The organism is Streptomyces sp. Mut1, assembly GCF_030719295.1.
Lineage (GTDB): Bacteria > Actinomycetota > Actinomycetes > Streptomycetales > Streptomycetaceae > Streptomyces > Streptomyces castrisilvae.
In genome coordinates this window covers 200,410-226,131 of sequence record NZ_CP120998.1, presented here as the reverse complement: position 1 = coordinate 226,131, position 25,722 = coordinate 200,410, and the positions used below count along the sequence as shown (strand labels likewise).

4 protein-coding genes are annotated in these 25,722 nt (G+C 74.3%); all 4 read left to right on the top strand.

Features of this window, described 5'->3' with window-relative positions; genetic code table 11:
- The first annotated feature begins 65 nt into the window (after nt 1–65).
- The 4 genes from P8A18_RS33685 (at nt 66) to P8A18_RS33670 (ending at nt 25,707) form a co-directional block, all read left to right on the top strand.
- Nucleotides 66–1,451: an NDP-hexose 2,3-dehydratase family protein gene (locus P8A18_RS33685; protein ID WP_306061541.1), complete on the top strand. Its 1,386-nt coding sequence runs from the start codon at nt 66–68 to the stop codon at nt 1,449–1,451.
- 58 nt (nt 1,452–1,509) lie between these two features.
- A complete protein-coding gene (locus P8A18_RS33680; protein ID WP_306061539.1) occupies nt 1,510–1,755 on the top strand; it encodes a DUF5988 family protein in 246 nt (81 codons plus the stop codon).
- Nucleotides 1,756–1,892: 137 nt separating this feature from the next.
- The gene (locus P8A18_RS33675) at nt 1,893–11,828 is read left to right on the top strand and encodes a type I polyketide synthase (protein WP_306061712.1); all 9,936 of its coding nucleotides are present in this window, start codon (nt 1,893–1,895) and stop codon (nt 11,826–11,828) included.
- A gap of 1 nt (nt 11,829) precedes the next feature.
- Entirely contained in the window at nt 11,830–25,707 is a 13,878-nt protein-coding gene (locus P8A18_RS33670; protein ID WP_306061537.1) for a type I polyketide synthase, read from the top strand.
- The last annotated feature ends 15 nt before the right edge of the window (nt 25,708–25,722 follow it).

The window sequence follows — 25,722 nt, the reverse complement described above, 5'->3', positions numbered from 1 at the left end:
GGGCCGGACCCGGTCACCCGACCGGAACAGGAGCGCCTCACTGACAGACGAACCGGGGAGACACTATGCCGCGGACCATCGGAACCGACGTTCTGCGTCATGCGGACTCGACCCTGAGCACGCGGCTCGCGGAGTCGGCGCGTGCCACCGGAGGCGTGGCCACCAGCCCGGAGCAGTTCGAGAAGTGGTTCGCCGAGCGCTGCGCCGCGCAGGTGCACGAGGTCAACCGGATTCCGTTCTCGCGGCTGCGGAACTGGTCGTTCGCCGAGAACAGCGGCCACCTGGTGCACGACACCGGCCGCTTCTTCACGGTGGCGGGCCTGAAGGTGGAGGTCGACGAGGGACCCGTGAAGGAGTGGTCCCAGCCGATCATCGTGCAGCGGGAGATCGGGCTGCTCGGCATCGCCGTACGTGAGATCGACGGGGTGCTGCACCTGCTGATGCAGGCGAAGGCGGAGCCGGGCAACCCCAACGGGGTGCAGCTGTCGCCGACCGTGCAGGCCACCAAGAGCAACTACACCGGAGTGCACCAGGGGCGGCTCGTGCCCTATGTGAAGCACTTCGCCGAGGCCGAGCCGCGCAGCGTGGTCGCCGACGTCCTCCAGTCCGAGCACGGCGCCTGGTTCTACCGCAAACGCAACCGCAACATGGTCATCGAGGTGGGGCCCGAGGTCGAGGCCGGCGAGGACTTCTGCTGGCTGACCCTCGGCCAGGTGCAGGAGCAGCTGCGCATCGACCACCGGGTGAACATGGACACCCGCACGGTCCTGTCCTGCCTGCCCGGATTCGGGGACGACGGCGAGCAGGGCGGCCTGCACACCGAGACCGAGATCCTCAGCTGGATCACCTCCAACCAGGCCGTCCACGACGTGGACTCCACCGTCGTCGGCCTGCGGGACCTGCCGGGCTGGCGGCAGTCGGACTGGTCGATCTCGCACGAGAGCGGACTCTTCTTCAGCGTCACCGCCGTGGACGTCGTCGCCAACAGCCGGGAGGTGGGCGGCTGGACCCAGCCGCTGTTCGAACCGCACGGCGTCGGCATCGCCGCCCTGCTGGTCAAACGGTTCGGCGGAGTCCTCCACGTGCTGCTGCGGGCCCGTATCGAACCCGGCTACATCGACGCCATCGAACTCGCACCCACCGTGCAGGGCACCCCCGAGAACCACGCGCGGCTGGGGGGAGCCGTCCACGAGCAGTTGCTCGACATCGAGCGCCGCCTGGGTACCGACCGCGTGCTGTACGACGCCGAGATGTCGGAGGAGGGAGGCCGCTTCCACCACTCCCGCAGCCGCTACATGATCATCGAGGTGGGCGACGACCACTTCGACGAGGAACCGCCCGGATTCCGCTGGATGACGCTGCCTCAGATCACCTGGCTGCTCCAGCACCGGCACTACCTCAATGTGCAGGCCCGCAGTCTCATCGCCTGCCTGCACGCCTGCGCGGACTGATCCCATCCGGCACCTGACAACGCACCGTCACACATCCGGCAGAGAGAAGGGGCATCCCATGAGCGGAAGCATCGAGCAGCGCACCGACAACGAGCGAAAGGTCCGCGTCGAACTGGTCGGCGGGCCGGCCGACCTCCCGCAGGCGCAGCGGACGCTGCACATCGACGCGGACCGGGCCCAGCAGAAGATCAAGATCAAGTACTACGGCGGATACCAGCACTTCGAGCCCTCCGACGAGGCGGGCGGCAACGGCCGGTCGTCGAGGACCTTCCGCTGGACCGGGTTCACCAAGATCGCGGAATAGGCGGGATCAGCGCGCCCCATGGCCTCCGTCTCGGAGACTTCCGGTTCTCCGGCGGGCTGGGCACGTGAGCGGCGAATGGAGGAGCACGACGTGCATCAGGCCACGCGGTCCGGACGAGGGGGAAACCGATGAGTCCTATGAATGAGGAACGGCTGCGCGAGTATCTGAAGCGCGCCACCTCCGATCTGCAGCGTTCCCGCCAGAAGATCGCGGAGTACGAGGAGAAGAACTCCGAGCCGATCGCGATCGTCGGCATGAGCTGCCGGCTGCCCGGCGGGGTCGCCTCGCCGGAGCAGCTGTGGCAGCTGGTGACCGAGGGCACCGACGCGGTCTCGGAGTTCCCGTCCGACCGCGGCTGGGACATCGAATCGCTGTACGACCCGGACCCGGACCAGCCCGGCACGTGCTACTCCACGCAGGGCGGATTCCTGCACGACGCCGCCGAGTTCGACGCCGAGCTGTTCGGGATGAGCCCGCGCGAGGCCCTGGCCACCGACCCGCAGCAGCGGCTGCTCCTCGAAGCCTCCTGGGAGGCGCTGGAACGCGGCGGGATCAACCCCGCCTCGCTGCGCGGCAGCCGTACGGGTGTGTACGTCGGCGTGATGTACAACGACTACGCCACCCGGGTGCGCCAGGCCCCGCGCGGCCTTGAGGGCTACATCGGCAACGGCAGTTCGCCGAGCATCGCCTCCGGCCGGGTCGCCTACACCCTCGGCCTGGAGGGGCCGGCGGTGACGCTGGACACGGCGTGCTCCTCGTCGCTGGTGGCCCTGCACCTCGCCTGCCAGGCCCTGAGGTCGGGGGAGGCCACCCTCGCGCTGGCCGGCGGGGTGACCGTCATGTCCACCCCGGTCGCCTTCGTGGGGTTCAGCCGGCACCGCGGCCTGTCACCGGACGGGCGCTGCAAGTCCTTCGCGGAGGGGGCCAACGGCACGGGCTGGTCCGAGGGCGTCGGCCTGCTCGCCCTGGAACGGCTGTCGGAGGCCCGCCGCAACGGCCACCCGGTGCTCGCCGTGATCCGTGGCAGCGCCATCAACCAGGACGGCGCGAGCAGCGGCCTCACCGCACCGAACGGGCCCTCCCAGCAGCGCGTCATCCGGCAGGCGCTGACGAGCGCCGGGCTCACCACCGCCGATGTGGACGCCGTCGAGGCGCACGGCACCGGCACCCGGCTCGGCGACCCGATCGAGGCCCAGGCGCTCATCGCGACGTACGGCCAGGACCGCCCCCGGGAGCGGCCGCTGTGGCTCGGATCGCTCAAGTCGAACCTGGGGCACACCCAGGCCGCCGCCGGTGTGGCCGGTGTGATCAAGATGGTGCAGGCGATCCGGCACGGCAGCCTGCCGAAGACCCTGCACGTGGCGGAGCCCTCCCAGCACGTCGACTGGTCCGCCGGCCGGGTACGCCTGCTCACCGAGGCCCAGCCGTGGCCCGAGGCGGAGCGTCCTCGCCGCGCCGGGGTCTCGGCGTTCGGCGTCAGCGGCACCAACGCCCATGTGATCGTGGAACAGGCCCCGGCGGAACAGGAGTCCGACGCCCCCAAGGAGAGCGGGGCACCGCTCCCCGTCGTGCCCTGGGTGGTCTCCGCGAAGACCGCCGAAGGACTCGCCGCCCAGGCCCGCCGGCTGCTCTCCGGCGTCGGCGGGCACACCCCCCAGGACATCGGCTTCTCCCTGGCCACCACGCGCGCCGCCCTGGAGCGGCGGGCGGTGGCGGTCGGAACGGACCAGGAGCAGCTGCGGACCGCCCTCACCGCCATCGCGGACGGCGCGGCCGGTGGGCCCGGGGTGGTGGCCGGGCCGCCGCTCGGCGGACCCGTCGCCCTGATGTTCAGCGGCCAGGGCTCCCAGCGCCCCGGCATGGGCCGTGAGACGTACGCCGCCCACCCCGTGTTCGCACGGGCGCTGGACGAGGTCTGCGCGCACTTCGACACCGGCTCCGGCACCCCGCTGAAGACGGTCATGTTCGAGGACACCGGCCTGCTGGACCGCACCGAGTACACCCAGCCGGCCCTGTTCGCGCTCGAAGTGGCCCTGTTCCGGCTGGTCGAGTCCTGGGGCGTGCGGCCGGACCACCTCATCGGCCACTCCATCGGCGAACTCGCCGCCGCACATGTCGCGGGTGTCCTGTCCCTGCCGGACGCCTGCCGGCTGGTCGCGGCCCGCGCCCGGCTGATGCAGGCGCTGCCGGCCGGCGGCGCCATGGTCGCCGTACGGGCCACGGAGGCGGAGGTCGCCGGGCTGCTCGGCGAGCGCGTCTCGATCGCCGCGATCAACGCGGCCGGTTCCGTGGTGATATCCGGCGACGAGGCGGAAGTGCTGCGCGTCGCCGCCCGGTTCCCGGACCGCGACACCCGCCGCCTCAACGTCAGCCACGCCTTCCACTCCCCCCACATGGACGGGATGCTCAAGGAATTCCGTGCGGTGGCGGAGACGGTGGAGTACCGCAGGCCGGAGATTCCCGTCGTGTCGAACCTGACGGGGCAGCCGGTCGAGGAGTTCACCGCCGGCCACTGGGTGCGGCATGTGCGCGAGACGGTCCGCTTCGCCGACGGCATCGACCGGCTGCGCGCGCTCGGCACGCGGAAGTTCCTCGAAGTGGGCCCCGGCGCCACTCTCTGCGGGGCCGTCGCCGCCGACCTGGCCGCCCCGAACCTGGTCGAGCCGCTGCTGCGCAAGGACCGGCCGGAGCCCGAAACCCTCGTCGAGACGCTGGCCCGCCTCTGGACCTGCGGCGTCGCGGTCGACTGGTCCGCCTTCCACGAGGGCAGCGGTGCCCGCCGCGCCGACCTGCCCACGTTCGCCTTCCAGCACCGCCGCTTCTGGCTGGACGCGCCCATCGCCCGCCGCGACCCGGAGCCCGGCCATCCCGTCCTCGACATACGGATGGAACGCGCCGACGCGGACGGCTTCGTCTTCGGCGGCGAACTCTCCGTCCTCGCCCACCCCTGGCTGGCCGACCACCGCGTCGCCGACCGCATCCTGGTGCCCGGCACCGCCTTCCTGGACCTCGCGCTGTGCGCGGGCGCCCGCACCGGCTTCCCCCGGGTCGACGAACTCGTGCTCGCCGAGCCCCTGGTCCTCGACCCCACCGACCGGATCGCCGTGCAAGTGGTGGTCGGCGCCGCGGACCCGTCCGGCCGCCGCCCCGTCACCGGCTACGCGCGCCCGGAGCAGGACGCCCCGGAGCATCGGGACCTGCCGTGGACCCGTCACTTCACCGGCACCCTGACCGCCGCGCCGGACCCCGTCACGCCCGCGCCCGCCCACTGGCCGCCGGCCGGTGCGACCCCCGTGGACATCGGGCACCTCTACGACGAATTCGCGCTGAGCGGCCTGGAGTACGGGCCGCTGCTGCGCGGGCTGCGGGCCGCCTGGCGGCTCGGCGACGAGATCCACGCCGAGGTCGGGCTGCCCGAGTCCCGGCACATCGAGGCCGAACGCTTCGCCGTGCACCCCGCCCTCCTGGACGCCGCCCTGCACGCCTCCGCCCTCGCCGCCGACGGCTCGGCCACCGGGGCGATCCCCTTCACCTGGACCGGCGTCAGCGTCCACACCCCGGGTGTCACCGCACTGCGCGTCACCCTGCGCCGGTCCGGACAGGGCGTGCTCACACTGACCGCGACGGACCCGGCCGGGACACCGGTCGTCTCCGTCGAATCGCTGCTGGTACGCCCCCTGCCGGGCGAGCGGCTGCGCACACCCTCCCGCCACCGCGACACGCTGTTCCGCGTCGACTGGGTGGAGGTCCCCGCCGGGCCCGCCCCCGAGGGCGCGCTGCCGGACGTGGTGGACCTGCCGGGCGGCCCCGCCCTTCCGGAGGAGCCGCACGAGGCGGTGCGCGAGGCCCTGCACCGCACCCTCGCGCTGCTGCGGGACGTACTCGCCGAGCCGGAGACCGACGGCCTCACCCCGCTCGTGCTGCGCACCGGCGGCGCGGCCCGGCTGCCCGGGGAGAGCGGGGACATCGACCCGGTCGCCGCCGCCGTACAGGCCCTGGTGCGCTCCGCGCAGTCGGAGAACCCGGACCGGTTCGTCCTCGTGGACGCCACCGGCGACGAGCCCCGGATTCCGACGGAGGCCCTTCCCTACGACGAGCCGTCGCTCCTGTGGCGCGACGGCCACTGGTACGCGCCCCGCCTCGTGCGGCCCGAGCCCCGCGCCGAGGAGACGGCGCCCGCCCTCGACCCCGAGGGCACGGTACTGGTCACGGGCGCCACCGGCCGCCTCGGCCGCGCGCTGTGCCGGCACCTGGTCGAGGAGCACGGCGTCCGGCACCTGCTGCTGACCAGCCGGTCCGGGCCCGCCGCGCCGGACGCCGGCGAACTGACCGCGCTGGACGCCGAGGTGACGCTCACGGCGTGCGACGTCGCGGACCGGGACGCGGTGGCGGCGCTGCTCGCCACCGTGCCGCCCGAGCACCCGCTGACCGCGGTCGTTCACCTGGCCGGTGTCCTCGACGACGGCATCATCCAGTCGCTGACCCCCGAGCGCATCGACTCCGTACTCGCCCCGAAGGTCCACGGCGCGATCAACCTGCACGAGCTGACCCGGGACCTCGGCCTCTCCGCGTTCGTCCTGTTCGCCTCCGCCGCGGGCCCCTTCGGCGGCCCCGGCCAGGGCAACTACTCCGCCGCCAACGCCTACCTCGACGCCCTCGCCGCACAGCGCCACCGGGAGGGGCTTCCCGGCCTGTCGCTGGCCTGGGGACTGTGGGAGGGCCAGGACGGCATGGTCGGCGGCCTCAGCGACGTCGACCTCCAGCGCGTCGCCACCTACGGTGTCCTCACCCTGAGCGGCCCCGAAGGGCTCGCCCTCTTCGACACGGCTCTCGGCCGCCCCGAGGCGAACCTGGTGCCGGCCGCCTTCGACTTCCCCGTACTGCGCGAGCAGGACGGCAACCAGACGATGCACGCCCTGCTGCGCGGTCTGGTCCGCACCGACCGGCCCGTCCCCGGACCGGTGGCGGCGGCCCGGCCGGCCCGGATGATCGACGTGGTCAGGGCCCGGGTGGCGGCTGTGCTGCGCTACGCGTCGGCGGGGGCGGTCGACCCCGACCGGGCCTTCTCCGAGCTGGGCTTCGACTCGCTGATGGCGGTCGAACTCCGCAACGCGATCAGCGAGCAGACCGGCTTCAGGCTGCCCGCCTCGATCATCTTCGACCAGCCGACCCCCGCCGCCCTGGCCGAACACCTGGAGTCCCTGGCGGCCGGCCCCGGGACGGCGCCCGCCGCCCGGACCGCGCCCGTCCCGGCGTCCACCGGGGCGGCCGACGACGAGCCGATCGCCATCGTGTCCATGGCCTGCCGGCTGCCCGGCGGCGTCGAAACCCCGGAACAGCTGTGGGAGCTGGTGCTGCGCGGCGGGGACGCCGTGGGGCCGATGCCCGGCGACCGGGGCTGGGACCTCGCCGCGCTCCTGGACACGGACGCCGACCGGCCCGGCACCAGCTACGCGTCCGAGGGCGGCTTCCTCGACGGCGCCGACCGGTTCGACCCCACCCCCTTCGGCATCTCCCCCCGCGAAGCCCTGGCCATGGACCCCCAGCAGCGGCTGCTGCTCGAATCCTCCTGGGAACTCTTCGAACGGGCCGGTCTCCCGGCCCGCTCCCTGCGGGGCAGCAGCACGGGCGTGTTCATCGGCCTGATGTACAGCGACTACGCGAACCTGATGCAGGGCCGCGACCACGATCTGGAGGGCCACCTCGGCATCGGTACCGCCGGCAGTGTCGCCTCCGGGCGCCTCTCGTACACATACGGCCTTGAGGGCCCGGCCGTTACCGTCGATACCGCCTGCTCGTCCTCCCTGGTCTCCGTGCACATGGCGGTCGCCGCGCTCCGGACCGGTGAGTGCTCGCTCGCCCTGGCCGGCGGCACCACCGTCATGTCCACCCCGACGGTCTTCGTCGAGTTCAGCCGGCAGCGCGGACTGGCCACCGACGGCCGCTGCAAGCCCTTCGCGCAGGGCGCCGACGGCACCGGCTGGGGCGAGGGCGTCGGCCTGCTGCTCCTCGAACGGCTGTCCGACGCCCGTCGCAACGGCCACACCGTGCTCGGTGTCGTACGCGGCTCCGCCCTCAACCAGGACGGCGCATCCAACGGACTCACCGCCCCCAACGGCCCCTCGCAGCAACGGGTGATCCGCCAGGCCCTCGCCAACGCCGGGCTCGAAGCGGCGGACATCGACGCCGTCGAGGCCCACGGCACCGGCACCCCGCTCGGCGACCCCATCGAGGCGCAGGCGCTGCTCAACACCTACGGCCAGGAACGCAACGACGGCGCCCCGCTGCTGGTGGGCGCGCTCAAGTCGAACCTCGGGCACACCCAGGCCGCCGCCGGGGTCGCCGGAATCATCAAGACCGTCCTGGCCATGCGCCACGGCGTCCTGCCGAAGATCCTGCACCTGGACGAGCCGTCCACCCGGGTCGACTGGGACTCCGGCGCCGTGCGACTGCTGGACACCAACCAGGACTGGCCGGACACCGGGCGGCCGCGCCGGGCCGCGGTGTCCTCGTTCGGCATCAGCGGCACCAACGCCCATGTGATCCTCGAACAGGCCCCGCAGACACGGGACGAGCGGACCGACGAGCGGCCGGCGCCCCCGGCGGCCGTCGCCTGGACGCTGTCCGCGCCCACCGGACCGGCGCTGCGGGCCCAGGCCCGGCACCTGCTGCCGGCGGTGCAGGAGACCGCCGCCGTGGACGTGGGACTGACCCTGGCCACGACCCGGTCCGCCTTCGACCACCGTGCGGTGATCGTCGGAGCCGACCGGGGCCAACTGCTCGACGGACTCCAGGCCCTGGCCGCCGGCGAACCCAGCGCGCACGTCGTCGATGCGGTGGCCCGCCCGGCGGGCCGCCCGGTGTTCGTCTTCCCCGGCCAGGGCTCCCAGTGGGCCGGTATGGCCGCCGAACTCATCGACGCCTCACCCCGGTTCGCGCGGAGCATCGCCCGCTGCGAGGCCGCGCTCGCCGAATTCGTGGACTGGCGGCTCACCGACGTCCTGCGCGGCGCGCCGGGTGCCCCGGGTCTCGACAGCGACGACGTGGTGCAGCCCGCGACCTTCGCCGTCACCGTGTCGCTGGCCGAGCTGTGGCGTTCCTACGGTGTCGAGCCGGCCGCCGTCGTCGGCCACTCGCAGGGCGAGATCGCCGCCGCCTGCTTCGCGGGTGCGCTGACCCTGCGCGACGCCGCCCTGGTGGTCTGCCTGCGCGGCCGGGAGGTCACCGCGCTCGCCGGGCTCGGCGGCCTGCTCTCGGTGGCCGCCCCGCAGGCCCGGATCGAGGAACTGCTGACCCCGTACGAGGGCCGGCTGCACATCGGCGCGGTCAACAGCCCCGGCGCCCTGGTGGTCTCCGGGGACGCGGACGCCCTGGAGGAGTTCGCCGCCGAGTGCGCGGCCCACGAGATCCGCACCAGGACCGTCCCGATCAACTACGCCTCGCACTCCCCGCACGCGGACGCCGTCGAGGAACGCCTCGCGGAAGTCCTCGCACCCATCACCCCCTCGGCGCCCGAGGTGCCGTTCTTCTCCACCGTGACCGCCGACTGGGCCGACGGCCCGGTGTTCGACGCCTCGTACTGGTTCCGGAACCTGCGCCTGCCCGTGCGCTTCGCCGACTCCGTGCGGGCCCTCGCCGACGAGGGCTTCGGGCCGCTGATCGAGGTCAGCGCCCACCCCGTGCTGACCGGCGCCGTCGAGGAGACCCTTGCCGACCGCGACGACGTCGTCGCCATCGGCTCGCTGCGCCGCTTCGACGGCGGGCCCGCCCGCTTCCTGCGCTCGGTCGGCGCCGCCCACGCGGCGGGCGTGAGCGTCGACTGGGCCCAGGTCTTCGACGGCACCGGAGCCCGCCGCGTCGACCTGCCCCCGTACGCCTTCCAGCGCCGCCGCCTGTGGCCCGACTTCAAGGAGACCGCGGTACGGGCCGCCGACCCGGTCGAGACCGAATTCTGGCGGGCCGTACGCCACCAGGACCTCGACGCGCTCGCCGAGCACACCGGACTGGCGCGCGGCGAGCTGGAACCCGTACTGCCCGCGCTGTCCCGCTGGCACACCGGCCACCAGGTCCGCGCCACGCTGGACGGCTGGCGGTACCGCACCCGGTGGGAGCCGGTCCCGGCGACGGACCCGGACACGGCGCCCGGAAGCTGGCTCGTGCTGCGCCCCGCCGGGGGCGACCCCCGCCTCCCGGACGCCGCGGCCGGGGCCCTGGACCTGGCGGGCGCCGAGGTGATCGACGTACCGGTGGACACCGCCGGGAGCGACACCGCCGGGCTCGTCCGGCGGATCACGGACGCGCTCGGCGACCGGCGCCCCTCGGGCGTGCTCTGCCTCACCGGCCTCGACGACAGCCCCCACCCGGACCACCCGGCCGTGACCGCCGGGCTCACCTCGGTCCTGGCCACGGTCGGGGCGCTGAGCGCACTCGGCCTGGACGCCCCGCTGTGGCTGGCCACCTCCGGTGCCGTGGGAACCGGCCCCGACGACCCGCCGCGCCGCCCGGCGCAGGCACTGGTCTGGGGCGCGGGCGTGGTGCTCGGCCTCGATCTGCCGCGCCGCTGGGGCGGGCTGGTCGACCTGCCGGACGACTTCGACGCCGACAGCGCCCGTCATCTGACCGCCGCGCTCCTCGGCAACACGGGCGAGGAGCAGTTGGTGGTCGGGCCGTCCGGCCTGCTGGCCCGCCGCCTCGTCCGCGCCCCCGCCGACGGCCCGGCGACGCCCTGGCAGCCCCGGGACACCGTGGTGATCACCGGCGGGACCGGCGCGCTCGGCAGCCGCGCCGCCCGCTGGGCCGCGCGGTCGGGCGCCGACCGCATCGTCCTGGTCAGCCGGCGCGGCGAGGCCGCCGAAGGCATGCCCGAACTGCTCAACGAACTGGTCGAGTCGGGCGCCGATGTCGTCATCGCCGCCTGCGACCTGGCCGACCGGGCCGCCCTCGGCGACCTGTTCGACAAGATCGGCTCCGACGGCCCGCCGATCCGCGCGGTCCTGCACGCCGCGGGCACCAGCGGTCGCGAACTGCCCGCCGAGGAGCTGACCCCGGCCGAGCTGGCCGCCGTGCTGGCGCCGAAGGTGACCGGCACCCGCCACCTCGCCGACCTCACCGAACACCTCGAACTCGACGCCTTCGTCCTGTTCTCCTCCAGCGCCGGCACCTGGGGCAACTCCGGCCGGATCGGCTACGCGGCGGCCAACGCCCACCTCGACGCCTTCGCCGCCGAACGCCGCGCCGCGGGCCTGCCGTTCGTGTCCCTGGCCTGGGGCGCCTGGGACGGCGGCGGCATGGTCGACGCGGAGACCGCCACCCATCTGCGCCGGTCCGGCAACCGGCAGATGGACCCCGACCTCGCCATCTCCGCGCTCGCCGACGCCGTCGGCCGCCGGGACCACAACCTGGTCGTCGCCGACATCGGCTGGCAGGACTTCGCCCCCGCGTACACCGCGGCCCGCCCCAGGCCGCTGATCCTCGGCGTGCCCGAGGCGCGCGAGGCGCTCACCGCGGTGGAGGAGGCCGCGTCGGGGAGCGACGACGCGACCGAACTCGTCCGCGAACTGTCCGGGCTCGACGCCGGCGAGCTGGAACGCCTCCTGCTCGACCGGGTCAGGCGCGAGGCCGCGGTGGCGCTCGGGCACGACTCCGTCACCGAGTTGCAGTCCGACCGGTCCTTCCGGGACCTGGGCTTCGACTCGCTGACCGTGGTCGCCCTGCGCAACCGGCTGTCCGCGATCACCGGCCTGAAGCTCCCCACCACCCTGGTGTTCGACCACCCCACCTTCCCGGCCCTGGCCCGCTACCTGACGACCCGGCTGTTCGGCACCGGGGGCGAGGCGGCGGCGCAGAGCCCGGAGGAGGCGGCCACCTGGTCGGCGCTGCGCACCATCCCGCTGAGCAAACTGCGCGAGACCGGGCTGCTCGATGCCCTGCTGGAGCTGACCGAGACCTCGCCCCAGCCCGACGCGCCGGAGCCGGACACCGAGGCCGGCGCCGTGGACCGTATTGACGACATGAACGTGGCCGACCTCGTCGAACTGGCACTCGGCACCGACACCCACGTACGGGAAAGCTGACATGACCGCACCTTCGGACAAGATCGTCGACGCGCTGCGCGCCGCACTGCGTGACAACGAACGGCTCAAGCAGCGCAACCAGCGCCTGGAGCAGGTCGCGCGGGAGCCGATCGCGATCGTGGGCATGGGCTGCCGGCTCCCCGGCGACGTCGACAGCCCCGAGCGGCTGTGGCAGCTCCTCACCGCGGGCGAGGACGCGATCTCGCCGTTCCCGGACCGGCCCGGCTGGGAACTCGACTCGCTCTTCGACCCGGACCCCGACCGGCGCGGCACCACCTATGTCACCCAGGGCGGCTTCCTGCACGACGCCGACCGGTTCGACGCCGGCTTCTTCGGCATCAGCCCGCGCGAGGCCCTCGCGATGGACCCGCAGCAGCGGCTCCTTCTGGAGGTCGCCTGGGAGACGCTGGAGAGCGCCCGGATCTCCCCGGCGACCCTGCGCGGGACCGCCACGGGCGTCTTCACCGGAGCCACCGGCCAGGACTACGGGCCCTTCGTCCACGAGTCGGGCATCGACACCGAGGGCTACCTCGCCACCGGGGTCGCCACGAGCGTCGCCTCCGGCCGCATCGCCTATGTCCTGGGCCTCGAAGGCCCCGCGGTGACCGTGGACACCGCCTGCTCGACCTCCCTGGTGGCGCTGCACCTGGCCGTGCAGTCCCTGCGTTCCGGGGAATGCTCGCTGGCCCTGGCCGGCGGCGCCCAGCTGATGACGAGCCCTTCCACCTTCCGCGAGTTCAGCCGCCAGCGCGGACTGGCCCCGGACGGCCGGTGCAAGCCGTTCTCGGACGACGCCGACGGTACGGCGTGGAGCGAGGGCGTCGGCCTGCTCCTGGTGGAACGCCTTTCGGACGCCCGGCGCAACGGTCACCGCGTGCTGGCCGTCGTCCGGGGCACCGCCACGAACCAGGACGGCGCGTCCAACGGCCTCACCGCCCCGAGCGGCATCGCCCAGCAGCGCGTGATCCGCCAGGCACTCACCAATGCCGGGCTGACCCCCGCGGACGTGGACGCGGTGGAGGCGCACGGCACGGGCACGACCCTCGGTGACCCCATCGAGGCCGAAGCGCTGCTGGCGACCTACGGCCAGGAACGGCCCGCCGGTCAGCCGCTGTGGCTGGGCTCGATCAAGTCCAACATCGGTCACGCGCAGGGCGCCGCGGGCGTTGCGGGCGTGATCAAGATGGTCCAGGCGCTGCGGCACGGTGTGCTGCCGAAGTCGCTGCACGTGGGCACGCCTTCGTCCCATGTGGACTGGTCGTCGGGTGCGGTGGAGCTGCTGGCCGAGGCGCGGGACTGGCCGCGTGGTGAGCAGCCGAGGCGTGCGGGTGTGTCGGCGTTCGGGATGAGCGGGACGAACGCCCACGTGATCCTGGAGGAGGCGCCCGAGGAACCGGAGACGGCCGAGCCGGTGGCCCCGGTGCCTGCGGCGGTGCCGTGGATTCTGTCGGGGCGCAGTGCGGAGGCCCTGCGGGGTCAGGCGGGCGCGCTGGATGGCCTGACCGATGCTGATCCGGTGTCGGTGGGGTGGTCGCTGGCGACGACGCGTGCGCGGTTCGAGCACCGGGCTGTGGCGGTGGGTTCGTACGGGGCCGGGCTGGGCGCGTTGGCGGCGGGTGAGCCGTCGGGGCACGTCGTCTCCGGTGTTGCTGGTCCGGTGGGCCGGTCGGTGTTTGTGTTCCCTGGTCAGGGGGCGCAGTGGGTGTCGATGGGTGCCCGGTTGCTGGAGGAGTCTCCGGTGTTCGCGGGGGTTGTGGCCGAGTGTGAGGCCGCGATGGCGGGGCTGGTGGACTGGTCGGTTACGGATGTTCTGCGTGGGGCTGGGTCCCTTGAGCGGGTTGATGTGGTTCAGCCCGCTTCGTTTGTGGTGATGGTGGGTCTGGCTGCGGTGTGGCGGTCGTTCGGTGTGGTGCCGTCCGCCGTGGTGGGGCATTCGCAGGGTGAGATCGCTGCCGCGTATGTGGCGGGGGCGTTGTCGCTGGAGGATGCGCTGCGGGTGGTCTGTGTGCGCAGTCAGGCGATTGCGGGCCTGGCCAGCGGGGGCGGGACGATGGCGTCGGTCGGCGCCGGGGTGGCTCAGGTGGAGGAGATTCTTTCCGCCTGGGACGGCCGGGTGTCGGTGGCCGCCGTGAATGGTCCTTCGCAGGTGGTGATCTCGGGTGAGGTCGAGGCGGTTGAGGAGGCCGTTGCCAGGTGTGTGGAGCTGGGATTCCGGGCGCGCCGTATCGCGGTGGATTACGCCTCGCACTCGCCTGCCATGGATGTACTGCATGACGAGCTGACCGCAAGTCTGGCGGGTGTCACTCCGCGTGCGGGCACGATTCCGCTGCTGTCGACGGTGACGGGTGAGTTCATCGACGGGTCCGGCATGGACGCCGGCTATTGGGTGACCAATCTCCGTTCCCGGGTGCGTTTCGCCGAGGCCATCGAGAAGTTGGCGGCCGAGGGGTACGGGGTGTTCGTGGAGGTTTCCTCGCACCCGGTGCTGTCGGCCGCAGTCGAGGAGATCGCGGACGAGAGTGTGGTCACCGGTTCCCTGCGACGCGATGACGGCGGTCTGGACCGGTTCCTGGCCGGTGTCGCCGAGCTGTGGGTCCACGGTGTGGACGTCGACTGGACGACCGCCTTCCCCGAGGCCCGTCCCGGCCTCGTCGATCTGCCCACGTACGCCTTCCAACGCCAGCCGTACTGGCCGGAGTTCAGCACCGACGACTCCGCCGGCACCGCCGAGGGGACAGCCGCCGACCGGGAGTTCTGGGCGGCCGTCGAGCGGGCCGACACGGACGCGCTGGCCGGCACGCTGGACGCCGAGGCATCGGTCATCGATTCGCTGCTGCCCGCGCTCGCCGACTGGCGGCGCAAGCAGCGTGAGCAGGACACCACCGACTCCTGGCGCTACGAGGTGAAGTGGCGCCCCTGGCGCACCGGCGACGGGCGGCCCGAACTGACCGGGTCGTGGCTGGTGGTCCTGCCGGAGAGCGAGGCGGGCACCGAGCACACCGCCGCGCTCCTCGACGCCCTGCGTACGCACGGGGCCGACGTCCACACCCTGGTGCAGCCGGACGACGGTGCCGAACGGCAGGTCATCGCCGAGCGGCTGCGCGCCCTCGTGCCGGAGCCGGCCGGGGTGCTGTCCCTCGTGGCGCTCGACGAACGCCCGCTCCCCGGGCAGCCCGCCGTGCCGGCCGGTCTTGCGGCCACGGTCGCGCTGGTCCAGGCGCTCGGTGACGCGGACATCGCCGCACCGCTGTGGCTCGCCACGCGCGGCGCGGTCGGCATCGGTTCGTCCGACCCGCAGCGCAGCGTGCGGCAGGCAGCCGTCTGGGGGCTAGGCCGGGTCGTCGGACTTGAGCACCCGGACCGCTGGGGCGGGCTGGTCGACCTGCCCGAACTCCTCGACGCCCGGGGCGCCGAGCGGCTCGCCGCCGCGCTGGCCGACGGCTCCGAGGACCAGATCGCGGTGCGCGCGTCCGGCTCCTTCGTACGACGCCTCGTGCACGCCAGGCCCGAGGACGCACGGGCCCGCCGCTGGCGGCCGCACGGCACCGCGCTGGTGACCGGCGGTACCGGCGGGATCGGCGCGGAACTCGCCCGGTGGCTCGCGGCCGAGGGCGTCGACCACCTGATCCTGGCCGGCCGGCGCGGTGCCGACGCGCCCGGGGCGACGGAACTCCACGACGAGCTGACCGCGCAGGGCGTGGGCGTCACGCTCGCCGCCTGCGATGTCGCGGACCGTACGGCTCTCGCCCGGGTACTGGACCTGGTGCCCGACGCGCATCCGCTGACGGCGGTCGTGCACGCGGCGGGCGTCGGTGAGTTCGCACCGCTGGCCGAGCACGGCCCCACGGACCTCGCGAACGTCCTGGCGGCGAAGACGCTCGGCGCCACCCACCTGGACGACCTGCTCGGCGACCGGCCGCTGGACGCGTTCGTGCTGTTCTCCTCCAGCGCGGGTGTCTGGGGCAGCGGCGGCCAGGCGGTCTACGCGGCCGCCAACGCGCACCTCGACGCGCTCGCCCACGACCGGCGCTCGCGCGGCCGGGTCGCGACCTCCATCGCCTGGGGCGCCTGGGGCGGCGCGGGCATGGCGGCCGACGACACCATGGCCCGCCACCTGGGCGACCGGGGCATCCGGCCGATGCCGCCCGCCTCCGCCTTCGCCGCGCTGCTCGCCGCCGTCGAGCGCGAGGAGACCGCCGCGGTCGTGGCCGACATGGACTGGGAGCGGTTCGCCCCCGCCTTCGCCTCGGCCCGCCCCCGCCCGCTGCTCGACGAACTCCCCGAGGCCGCGAAGGCCCTGGCGGCCGGGCAGCCGGAGACGGGAGAGGACCGGGCCGACGACACACTGCGCCGCCGGCTGGCCGCCCTGACCCCGGCGGAGCAACAGCGCGAACTGCTGGACCTCGTGCGCGCCCACGCCGCCGCGGTGCTCGGCCACGCGAACGGTGACGCCATCGAGCAGGACCGCGCCTTCCGCGAGCTGGGCTTCGACTCGCTCACCGCCCTGGAACTGCGCAACCGGCTGAACGCCGCCACCGGCCTCCGGCTCCCCGCCACCCTGGTCTTCGACCACGCCCAGCCCCGGCTGCTCGCCTCCTTCCTCCATACGGAACTCGTCGGCGACGTGAGCGCCGCACAGGACACCGGCACACCGGCCGGCGGCCGGGCGGCGGCCGACGAGCCGATCGCCATCGTCGGCATGGGCTGCCGCTACCCGGGCGACATCCGCTCGCCCGAGGACTTCTGGGCGCTGCTCGCCGCCGGTACGGACGCGCTGTCGCCGCTGCCGTCCGACCGGGGCTGGCCGTCCGACATCGGCGGGGTCCGCGAGGGCGGGTTCGTCCACGACGCGATCGACTTCGACGCCGGCTTCTTCGGCATGAGCCCGCGCGAGGCCCTGGCCACCGACCCGCAGCAGCGGCTGCTGCTCGAAACGGCCTGGGAGGCCTTCGAACACGCCGGCATCGACCCGTCGTCGGTGCGCGGCAGCCGTACGGGCGTCTTCATCGGCTGCAACGGCATGGGATACGGCACCGGGCTGCCGTCCGTCCCCGAAGAGGTCAAGGGGCACCTCCTCGTCGGCAACGCCACGAGCGTCGTCTCGGGCCGGGTCGCCTACACCCTCGGGCTTGAGGGCCCGGCGGTCACCCTCGACACCGCCTGCTCCTCCTCCCTGGTCGCGCTGCACTGGGCGGCCCAGTCGCTGCGCTCCGGCGAGTCCACGATGGCCCTCGCGGGCGGTGTGGCCGTGCTGGTCACACCCGACAGCTTCACCGAGTTCAGCCGCCAGGGCGGTCTGGCGACCGACGGCCGCTGCAAGGCGTTCTCCGAGGACGCCGACGGCACCGGCTGGGGCGAGGGCGCGGGGGTGCTCGTCCTGGAACGGCTCTCGGACGCCCGGCGCAACGGCCACCGGGTGCTGGCCGTCGTGCGCGGCACCGCCACCAACCAGGACGGCGCGTCGAACGGCCTGAGCGCGCCCAGCGGCCCCGCCCAGCAGCGCGTCATCCGGCAGGCGCTGGCCACGGCCGGCGTCTCGGCCGCCGAGGTCGACGCGGTGGAGGCGCACGGCACGGGCACCAGGCTGGGCGACCCGATCGAGGCGCAGGCGCTGCTCGCCACCTACGGCCAGGACCGGCCCGACGACCGGCCGCTGTGGCTGGGTTCGGTGAAGTCGAACCTCGGCCACACACAGGCCGCCGCAGGCGTCGCGGGCATCATGAAGATGGTCCTCGCGATGCGCCACGAGACCCTGCCTCGGTCCTTGCACGTCGGTACGCCGTCGTCGCACGTGGACTGGTCGGCGGGCGCGGTCGAACTGCTTGCGGAGGCGCGCGAGTGGCCTGCCGGCGACCGGCCGAGGCGGGCCGGTGTCTCCGCCTTCGGCATCAGCGGCACCAACGCGCACGTGATCCTCGAAGAGGCGCCCGCCGAACCGGAACCCGTCCGGGACGAGGACCCGCTGCCGGTCGTGCCGTGGCTGGTCTCGGCCCGGACCCGCGAGGGCGTCGTGGCCCAGGCCGGCCGGCTGCGGACCGGGGTCGCGGAGTCGGGCGCGGCGGACGTGGGTCTGTCCCTGGCGACGACCCGTGCGGCCCTGGAGCACCGGGCGGTCGTGCTCGGCGGCGACGTGGACGAACTCCTCGCGGGACTCGGGGCGTTGGCCGCCGGTGAGCCGACGCCGGGCACGGTGACGGCGACGGCCGGTGACGGCCTGACCGGCTTCGTGTTCTCCGGCCAGGGCGGTCAGCGCGTCGGCATGGGCCGGGAGCTGGCGGCTGCCCATCCGGTGTTCGCGGACGCGCTGGACGAGGTGTGCGCGCACTTCGACGGGCTGCTGGACCGGCCGCTGCGCGAGGTGATGTTCACGGATGCGGATTCCCTGAAGAACACGGGCTGGGCGCAGCCCGCGCTGTTCGCGGTCGAGGTGGCGTTGTTCCGGCTGGTCGAGTCGTGGGGGGTCCGCCCGGACTACCTGGCCGGCCACTCGGTGGGTGAGCTGGCCGCCGCGCATGTCGCCGGGGTGCTGTCCCTGGCGGACGCGTGCCGGCTGGTCGCGGCCCGAGCGGGACTGATGCAGGCGCTGCCGGCCGGCGGTGCGATGTGGGCGGTACGGGCGACCCCCGACGAGGTCACCCCGCTGCTGGTGGACGGCGCCTCCGTCGCGGCGGTCAACGCCCCCGGGCAGGTCGTCGTCTCCGGCACGCGCGAGGCCGTCGAAGCGGTGGCCGCGCAACTCGCCGACCGGAAGGGCCGCCGGCTCGACGTCAGCCACGCCTTCCACTCGCACCTGATGGACCCGATGCTCGCCGAATTCACCTCTGCGGCAGGTGAGGTGACGTACGAGAGCCCGCGCATCCCGATCGTGTCGACGCTGACCGGCGAGCAGATCACGGACTTCTCGGCGGCCTACTGGGCGGACCAGGTCCGGGGCACGGTGCGGTTCGCCGACGCCGTCACCCGGCTGAAGACCCTGGGCGTGACCCGCTTCGTGGAACTCGGGCCGGACGCGAGCCTGGTCGGGGCCGTCCAGGAGACGTACGAGGAGGCCGCTTCGGTGGTCTCGCTGCTGCGCCGGGACAAGCCGGAGCCCGTCACCGCCGTCACCGCCCTCGCCCACCTGTGGGCGGCCGGCGCGGAGGCCGACTGGGAGGCGTTCTTCGCCCCGGCCGGAGCACGGATCACGGACCTGCCCACGTACGCCTTCCAGCGCCGGCGCTACTGGCTCGGCGCGGAACCCTCCGGGGCCGGGGACGGCTGGAACCACCAGGTCGTCTGGCGCCGGATCACCGAACGGCAAGGCCGGCTCGCCGGACGCTGGCTGCTGCTGGCGCCCGAGGACGGCGACCCGTTCGCCGCCGCGCTCGCCGAAGGGCTGCGGGCCCACGGTGCGCAGCCCGAACAGGTCGCCCTCGCCCCGGACACCGACCCGGCGGAACTGCTTCGCGCGTACACCGAAGCCGCCGGGGTCGTCTGCCTGCCGACAGGCGCCGCGGGGACCGGACCGGCTCGGGCCGGCTGGCTCGCGGACGTGGTGCGCGGGCTCGGCGAGGCCTCGGTCAGCGCGCCGCTGTGGTGCGTCACCAGCGGCGCCGTCGCCACCGGGGACGCCGACGCGGCTCCGGACCCCGAGCAGGCTGCCGTCTGGGGCCTGGGGCGGGTGGCCGCGCTGGAACACCCCGACCGCTGGGGCGGACTGGTCGACCTGCCGGAACAGCCCTCCGCACGGGACCTCGAACGGCTGGCCGGGCTGCTGGCCGGGACAACCGGCGAGAACGAGATCGCCATCCGCTCCGCGGGCATCTCCGCGCGGCGCCTGGAGCGCGCCGCCCGCCCGGCCGGTGACACGGGCGCTCCGCCGCTGGGCGGCACCGTCCTGGTCACCGGAGGTACGGGAGCGCTGGGCGCGCATGTCGCCCGGTGGCTGGCCGGGCACGGCGCCCAGCACCTCGTACTCGTCGGCCGTCGCGGGCCGGACGCGCCCGGCGCGGCCGCACTGCGCGACGAACTGGCCGGGACCGGAATCCGCGTCACCCTCGCGGCCTGCGACGTCTCCGACCGGGACGCGCTCGCCGCGCTGCTCGGCGGACTCGAAAGCGACGGCGTCCGTATCGACGGCGTCGTGCACGCCGCCGGGGTGGTCGACGACGGGCTGCTGCACACGATGACCCGCCGTCAGCTGGACGGCATGTGGGCGGCGAAGGCCGCCGCGGCCACACATCTGGACGAGCTGCTCGGCGAGCGGGAACCCGCCGCCTTCGTCCTGTTCTCCTCGCTGGCCGGCACCCTGGGCGCCGTCGGCCAGGCGGGCTACGCGGCGGCCAACGCCTACCTGGACGCACTGGCCGAGACGCGCCGGCGCTCCGGCCGGCCCGCGCTCTCGGTCGCCTGGGGCCCCTGGGCCGGTGACGGCATGGCCGCCGACGACGGCCTCGCCGAGCGGATGCGGCACACCGGGCTCAACCCGATGGACGCCCCCGCCGCACTGGCCGCGCTGGAGCACGCCCTGACCGCCGCCACGCCCTGCTCGGTCATCGCCGACGCCGACTGGGCGCGGCTGTCCGCCGGCCGGCCCCGCGGTCTCCTCGCGGAACTGGGCGGACCGGCGGACACCGCCGCAGACCCGGCGGACGACGCACCGACGCTGCGCCGCGAGGTGCTCGCCCTGCCCGAGCCCGCCCGGCACGCCGCCCTGCTGGACGCGGTGCGCGCACAGACCGCCGAGGTGCTGGGGCACGAGTCCGCCGCCGCCGTCGAACCGGAGGCCGCGTTCTCGGCACTGGGCTTCGACTCGCTGCTCGCCCTGGACCTGCGCGGCCGGCTCGCCGCACTCACCGGCCTCGTCCTGCCCGCCACCCTCGTCTACGACCACTCCAACGCCGACGCGCTCGCCCGCCACCTCCTCCAGGAGCTGACCGGAGCCGACGACGCCCCCGACGACAGCCTCCTCCCGGCGGCCGTGGCCGACGACGAACCGATCGCCGTGGTCGGCATGAGCTGCCGGTTCTCCGGCGGCATCCGCACCCCCGAGGAGCTGTGGCGGCTGCTCACCGACGGGGCGGACGGCATCGGCCCGTTCCCCGAGGACCGGGGCTGGGACACCGCCGGCCTGTACCACCCGGACCCCGCCCACGAAGGGACTTCGTACGCGCGGGAGGGCGGCTTCCTGCACGGGGTGGCGGACTTCGACGCCGACCTGTTCGGCATCAACCCGCGCGAGGCGCTGGCGATGGACCCGCAGCAGCGCCTCCTCCTCGAATGCTCCTGGGAGGCGTTCGAGCGGGCCGGCATCGACCCGCGTTCCGTACGGGGCAGCCGCATCGGCGTGTTCGCCGGCACCAACGGCCAGGACTACCCGGTGGCCCTGTACAACTCCGAGGAGAACGTCGCCGGTTACGTCGCCACCGGCAGCTCCGCGAGCGTGTTCTCGGGCCGGATCTCGTACACGTTCGGGCTGGAGGGCCCGGCCATGACCGTGGACACCGCCTGCTCCGCCTCCCTGGTCGCCCTGCACCTGGCCTGCCAGGCGCTGCGGGCCGGGGAGTGCAGCGCCGCGCTGGTGGCGGGCGCGTCCGTGATGAGCACCCCCGGCGCGTTCGTGGAGTTCAGCCGGCAGCGCGCGCTGTCGCCCGACGGCCGCTGCAAGGCGTTCTCCGAGGACGCCGACGGCACCGGCTGGGGCGAGGGCGCGGGCGTCGTCATGGTGGAACGCCTGTCCGAAGCGCGTCGCAAGGGGCACCCCGTGCTCGCCGTGATCCGTGGCACCGCCGTCAACCAGGACGGCGCGTCGAACGGCCTCAGCGCACCCAGCGGCCCCGCCCAGCAGCGCGTCGTCCGCCAGGCGCTGGCCGCCGCCCGCCTCACCCCGCAGGACGTGGACGCGGTGGAGGCGCACGGCACGGGCACCACACTGGGCGACCCGATCGAGGCGCAGGCGCTCCTCGCCACCTATGGGCAGGACCGGCCCGACGACCGCCCGCTGTGGCTGGGATCGCTCAAGTCGAACATCGGGCACACCCAGGCGGCGGCCGGAGTCGCCGGAGTCATCAAGACCGTCCTGGCGCTGCGGCACGCCACCCTGCCGAAGACCCTCCACGTGTCCGCCCCCACCTCGCACGTCGACTGGGAGAGCGCGCCGGGCGGGGGCGTACGGCTCCTCACCGAGCAGCGCGCCTGGCCCGACCTCGGCCGACCGCGCCGCGCCGGGGTCTCGGCCTTCGGCGTCAGCGGCACCAACGCCCACGTCATCCTGGAGCAGGCACCCGAGCCCGCACTCCCGGACCCGGACGAAGCCCCCCGCACCGCCCCGTTCTCGGACGCGGTGCTGTGGACCCTGTCCGGCAAGACCCCGCAGGCGCTCGCCGACCAGGCCACCCGGCTGCTGTCCGGCGCCACCGGCCCGGACGCACCGGCCCCCGCGGCCGTGGCGCGGGCCCTGGCCACCACCCGCGCGGCGCTCGACCGCCGCGCCGCCGTCATCGGCACCGGCCCCGACGAGCTGGTGGCCGGTCTGACCGCGCTCGCCGACGGCCGGGAGGCCGCCCACGTCGTCACCGCGACGGCCGGCTCGCCCGGCAGGACCGTGTTCGTCTTCCCGGGACAGGGCGCCCAGTGGGCCGGCATGGCCACCGAACTGGCCGCGTCCTCCCCGGTGTTCGCCGCGAAACTCGCCGAGTGCGAGGAGGCGCTCGCCGCGCACGTGGACTGGAGACTGACCGACGTACTGCGCGGTGCGCCCGGGGCCCCCGGGTACGACCGGGTGGACGTGGTCCAGCCCGTGCTGTTCGCGGTGATGGTCTCCCTCGCGGAACTCTGGCAGTCCTGCGGGGTCCGCCCGCACGCCGTGATCGGGCACTCCCAGGGCGAGATCGCCGCCGCCTGCGTGGCCGGCGCGCTCTCCCTGAGCGACGCCGCCCGGGTCGTCGCCCTGCGCAGCCGCGCCCTGACCGCACTCGCCGGAAGCGGCGGCATGGTCTCCGTGATGCTCGCCCCCGAACCCGCCGCCGACCTGGTCGCCGGATACGACGGACGCTGCTCGGTCGCCGCGGTCAACGGACCCGCGTCCGTGGTGATCTCCGGCGACGTGGACGCCCTGGACGAACTGCTGGCCCACTGCGAGAGCAACGGCATACGGGCCAGGCGCATCCCCGTCGACTACGCCTCGCACAGCGCCCACGTCGACCGCATCGAGGAGGAGGTCCGCGCGGCGCTCCGCCCGATTCATCCGCAGCGCCCCACGATTCCCATGCTGTCCACCGTCACCGGCGAGTGGATCGAAGGCGAAGAGATGGACGCCGCCTACTGGTTCCACAACCTGCGCCGCCCCGTGATGCTCGACCCCGCCGTACGCGCCCTCGCCGGGCAGGGCCACCGAGGCTTCCTGGAGATGAGCCCGCACCCCGTCCTGACCGTCCCCGTCCGGGAGACCGTGGACGACCTGGCGGACGGCGCACCGGCCGGCGGGCAGGTCTTCGTCGGCGGTTCGCTGCGCCGCGACGACGGCGGCCCGCGCCGGTTCGCGACCTCGCTCGCCGAGGCGTACTGCTCCGGCATGGACATCGACCGGTACGCGGTCACCGCGGGCTCCCAGGACGGCGAAGCCGCCCGGGTGGAGCTGCCGACGTACGCCTTCCAGCACCGCCGCTACTGGCCGCGCCCGGCAACGGCCGCCCCGCGGAGGGCCGCCGCCGACCCGGTCGACGACACGTTCTGGACGGCTGTCGAGCAGCAGGACACCGACGCCCTCGCCGACACCCTCGGCATCGGGGCCGCCGCACTCGGCGAGGTGCTGCCGCAGCTGTCCGCCTGGCGACGCACCCGGCGGGACGCCGCGGAGCTGGACGCCTGGCGCTACCGCGCCGTGTGGCGCCCGCTCCCTGAGCAGCGGCCCGCGCGCCTGTCCGGCACCTGGCTCCTGCTCACCCCCGCGCTCCCCGGCGCGGCCGTCAGCGAGGTCGCGGCCTGGTGCGAAACGGTCGGCCGGGCCCTGGCAGCGGCCCCCGGCGTCACCCTGCGGACCGTGACCGTCGACACGGCCGCGTCGACCCGTGACATGCTCGCCGCACTGCTGCGCACCCACCAGACGGAATCCGGGCCCCTGCGCGGCATCGTCTCCCTGCTCGGCACCGACGTACGCCCCCACCCGGAGCACCCCTCGGCACCCGCGGGCGTCGCCGCGACCCTGCGACTCGCCCAGGCGCTCACCGACACGGACGGCGACGCGCCCCTGTGGCTGCTGACCCGCGCCGCCGAACTGGCCGTCCCCGCCGACCGGCTCACCGACACCGCCGGCCGGCAGATCTGGGGCCTGGGCCGGGTCATCGGCCTGGAGCAGGCCGACCGCTGGGGCGGCCTGATCGACCTGCCCGCCGCACTCGACGGGCCCGAAGTTCCCGAAGCGGAGCGGCTGCGCCAGGTGCTGGCCGACAGCGGCGACGAGGACCAGATCGCGGTGCGCCGCCAAGGCGTCCTCGTACGACGGCTGGTACCGGCGCCGCTCGGCGACACCCCGCCCGCACGGGCCTGGGAGCCCCGGGACACCGCCCTCATCACCGGGGGAACCGGTGGACTCGGCGCCCGCGTCGCCCGCTGGCTGGCCGAATCCGGCGCCGGGCACCTCGTGCTCACCAGCCGCCGGGGACCCGACGCACCCGGCGCCGAGGAACTCCGCAAGGAGCTGACCGAGCTGGGCGCCCGCGTGACCATCGCCGCCTGCGATGTCGCGGACCGGGCCGCGCTGGCCGCCCTGCTGGCCGAACTGCGCGACGACGGCCTGCGCATCCGTACCGTCGTCCACGCCGCCGGAGTCGTCCAGGCCACCCCGCTCCCCGAGATGAGCCTCGCCGAGTGCGCGGACGTGCTCGCCGCGAAGACCCTGGGCGCGACCCATCTGGACGAACTGTTCGGCGAGTTCTTCGACGAGGCCGACCTGGACGCGTTCGTGCTGTTCTCGTCCAACGCCGGCGTCTGGGGCAGCGGCGGCCAGGCCGCCTACGCCGCCGCGAACGCCGCACTCGACGCCCTGGCCCAGTCCCGCAGGGCGCGCGGCCGCACCGCGACCTCCGTCGCCTGGGGCGCCTGGGCCGGCAGCGGCATGGCCGCCGACCCGGCGGCCGAGGAACAGCTGCGCCGCCGGGGCGTCAACGCCATGGCCCCGGAACGGGCCGTCGCCGCACTGCGCCAGGCCCTGGAGCACGACGAGACGCTGCTCACCGTCGCCGACATCGACTGGCCGCGCTTCGCGACCGGCTTCACCGCCGCCCGGCCCCGGCCGCTCCTCACCGAGCTGCCGACCGGCCGGCCCGCCGCGGACGACGAACCCGGCTCCGCCGCGCCCGCCCAGCCGGACGCGGACTTCGCCGACCGGCTGCGCTCCATGGTGGCGGCGGAACGGGACGCGGCCCTGCTCGGACTCGTACGCTCCGCCGTCGCCGCCGTACTGGGCCACGACGAGGCCGACGCCATCGAGGTCGACCGGCCCTTCAAGAGCCTCGGGTTCGACTCGCTGACCTCGGTGGAGCTGCGCAACCGGCTGACGGCGGCGACGGGCGTGAAGCTGCCCGCGACGCTGGTCTTCGACCACCCCACGGCCCTGGACCTCGTCGGAAGGCTGCGCACCGGGCTCCTCGGCGAGCAGCCCGAACAGCTCTCGCCGGACCAGGCAGTTCTTCAGGAGCTGGACAAGATTGAAGCCGGAATTTCAGCTCTTTCCCCAGACCAAGACCTCGACGCCGTTCAAGCGCGGCTGCGCAGCCTACTGTCGGCGCTGGGGGACAGGCAGACCGTGGATGACGAGGTGCCCGTAACCCGCAAGTTGGAGACAGCGACTGACGACGAGCTGTTCGAATTCATCCACAGGGAGTTCGGTAAGTCTTCCTGAGCGAAAGCCGAAGCT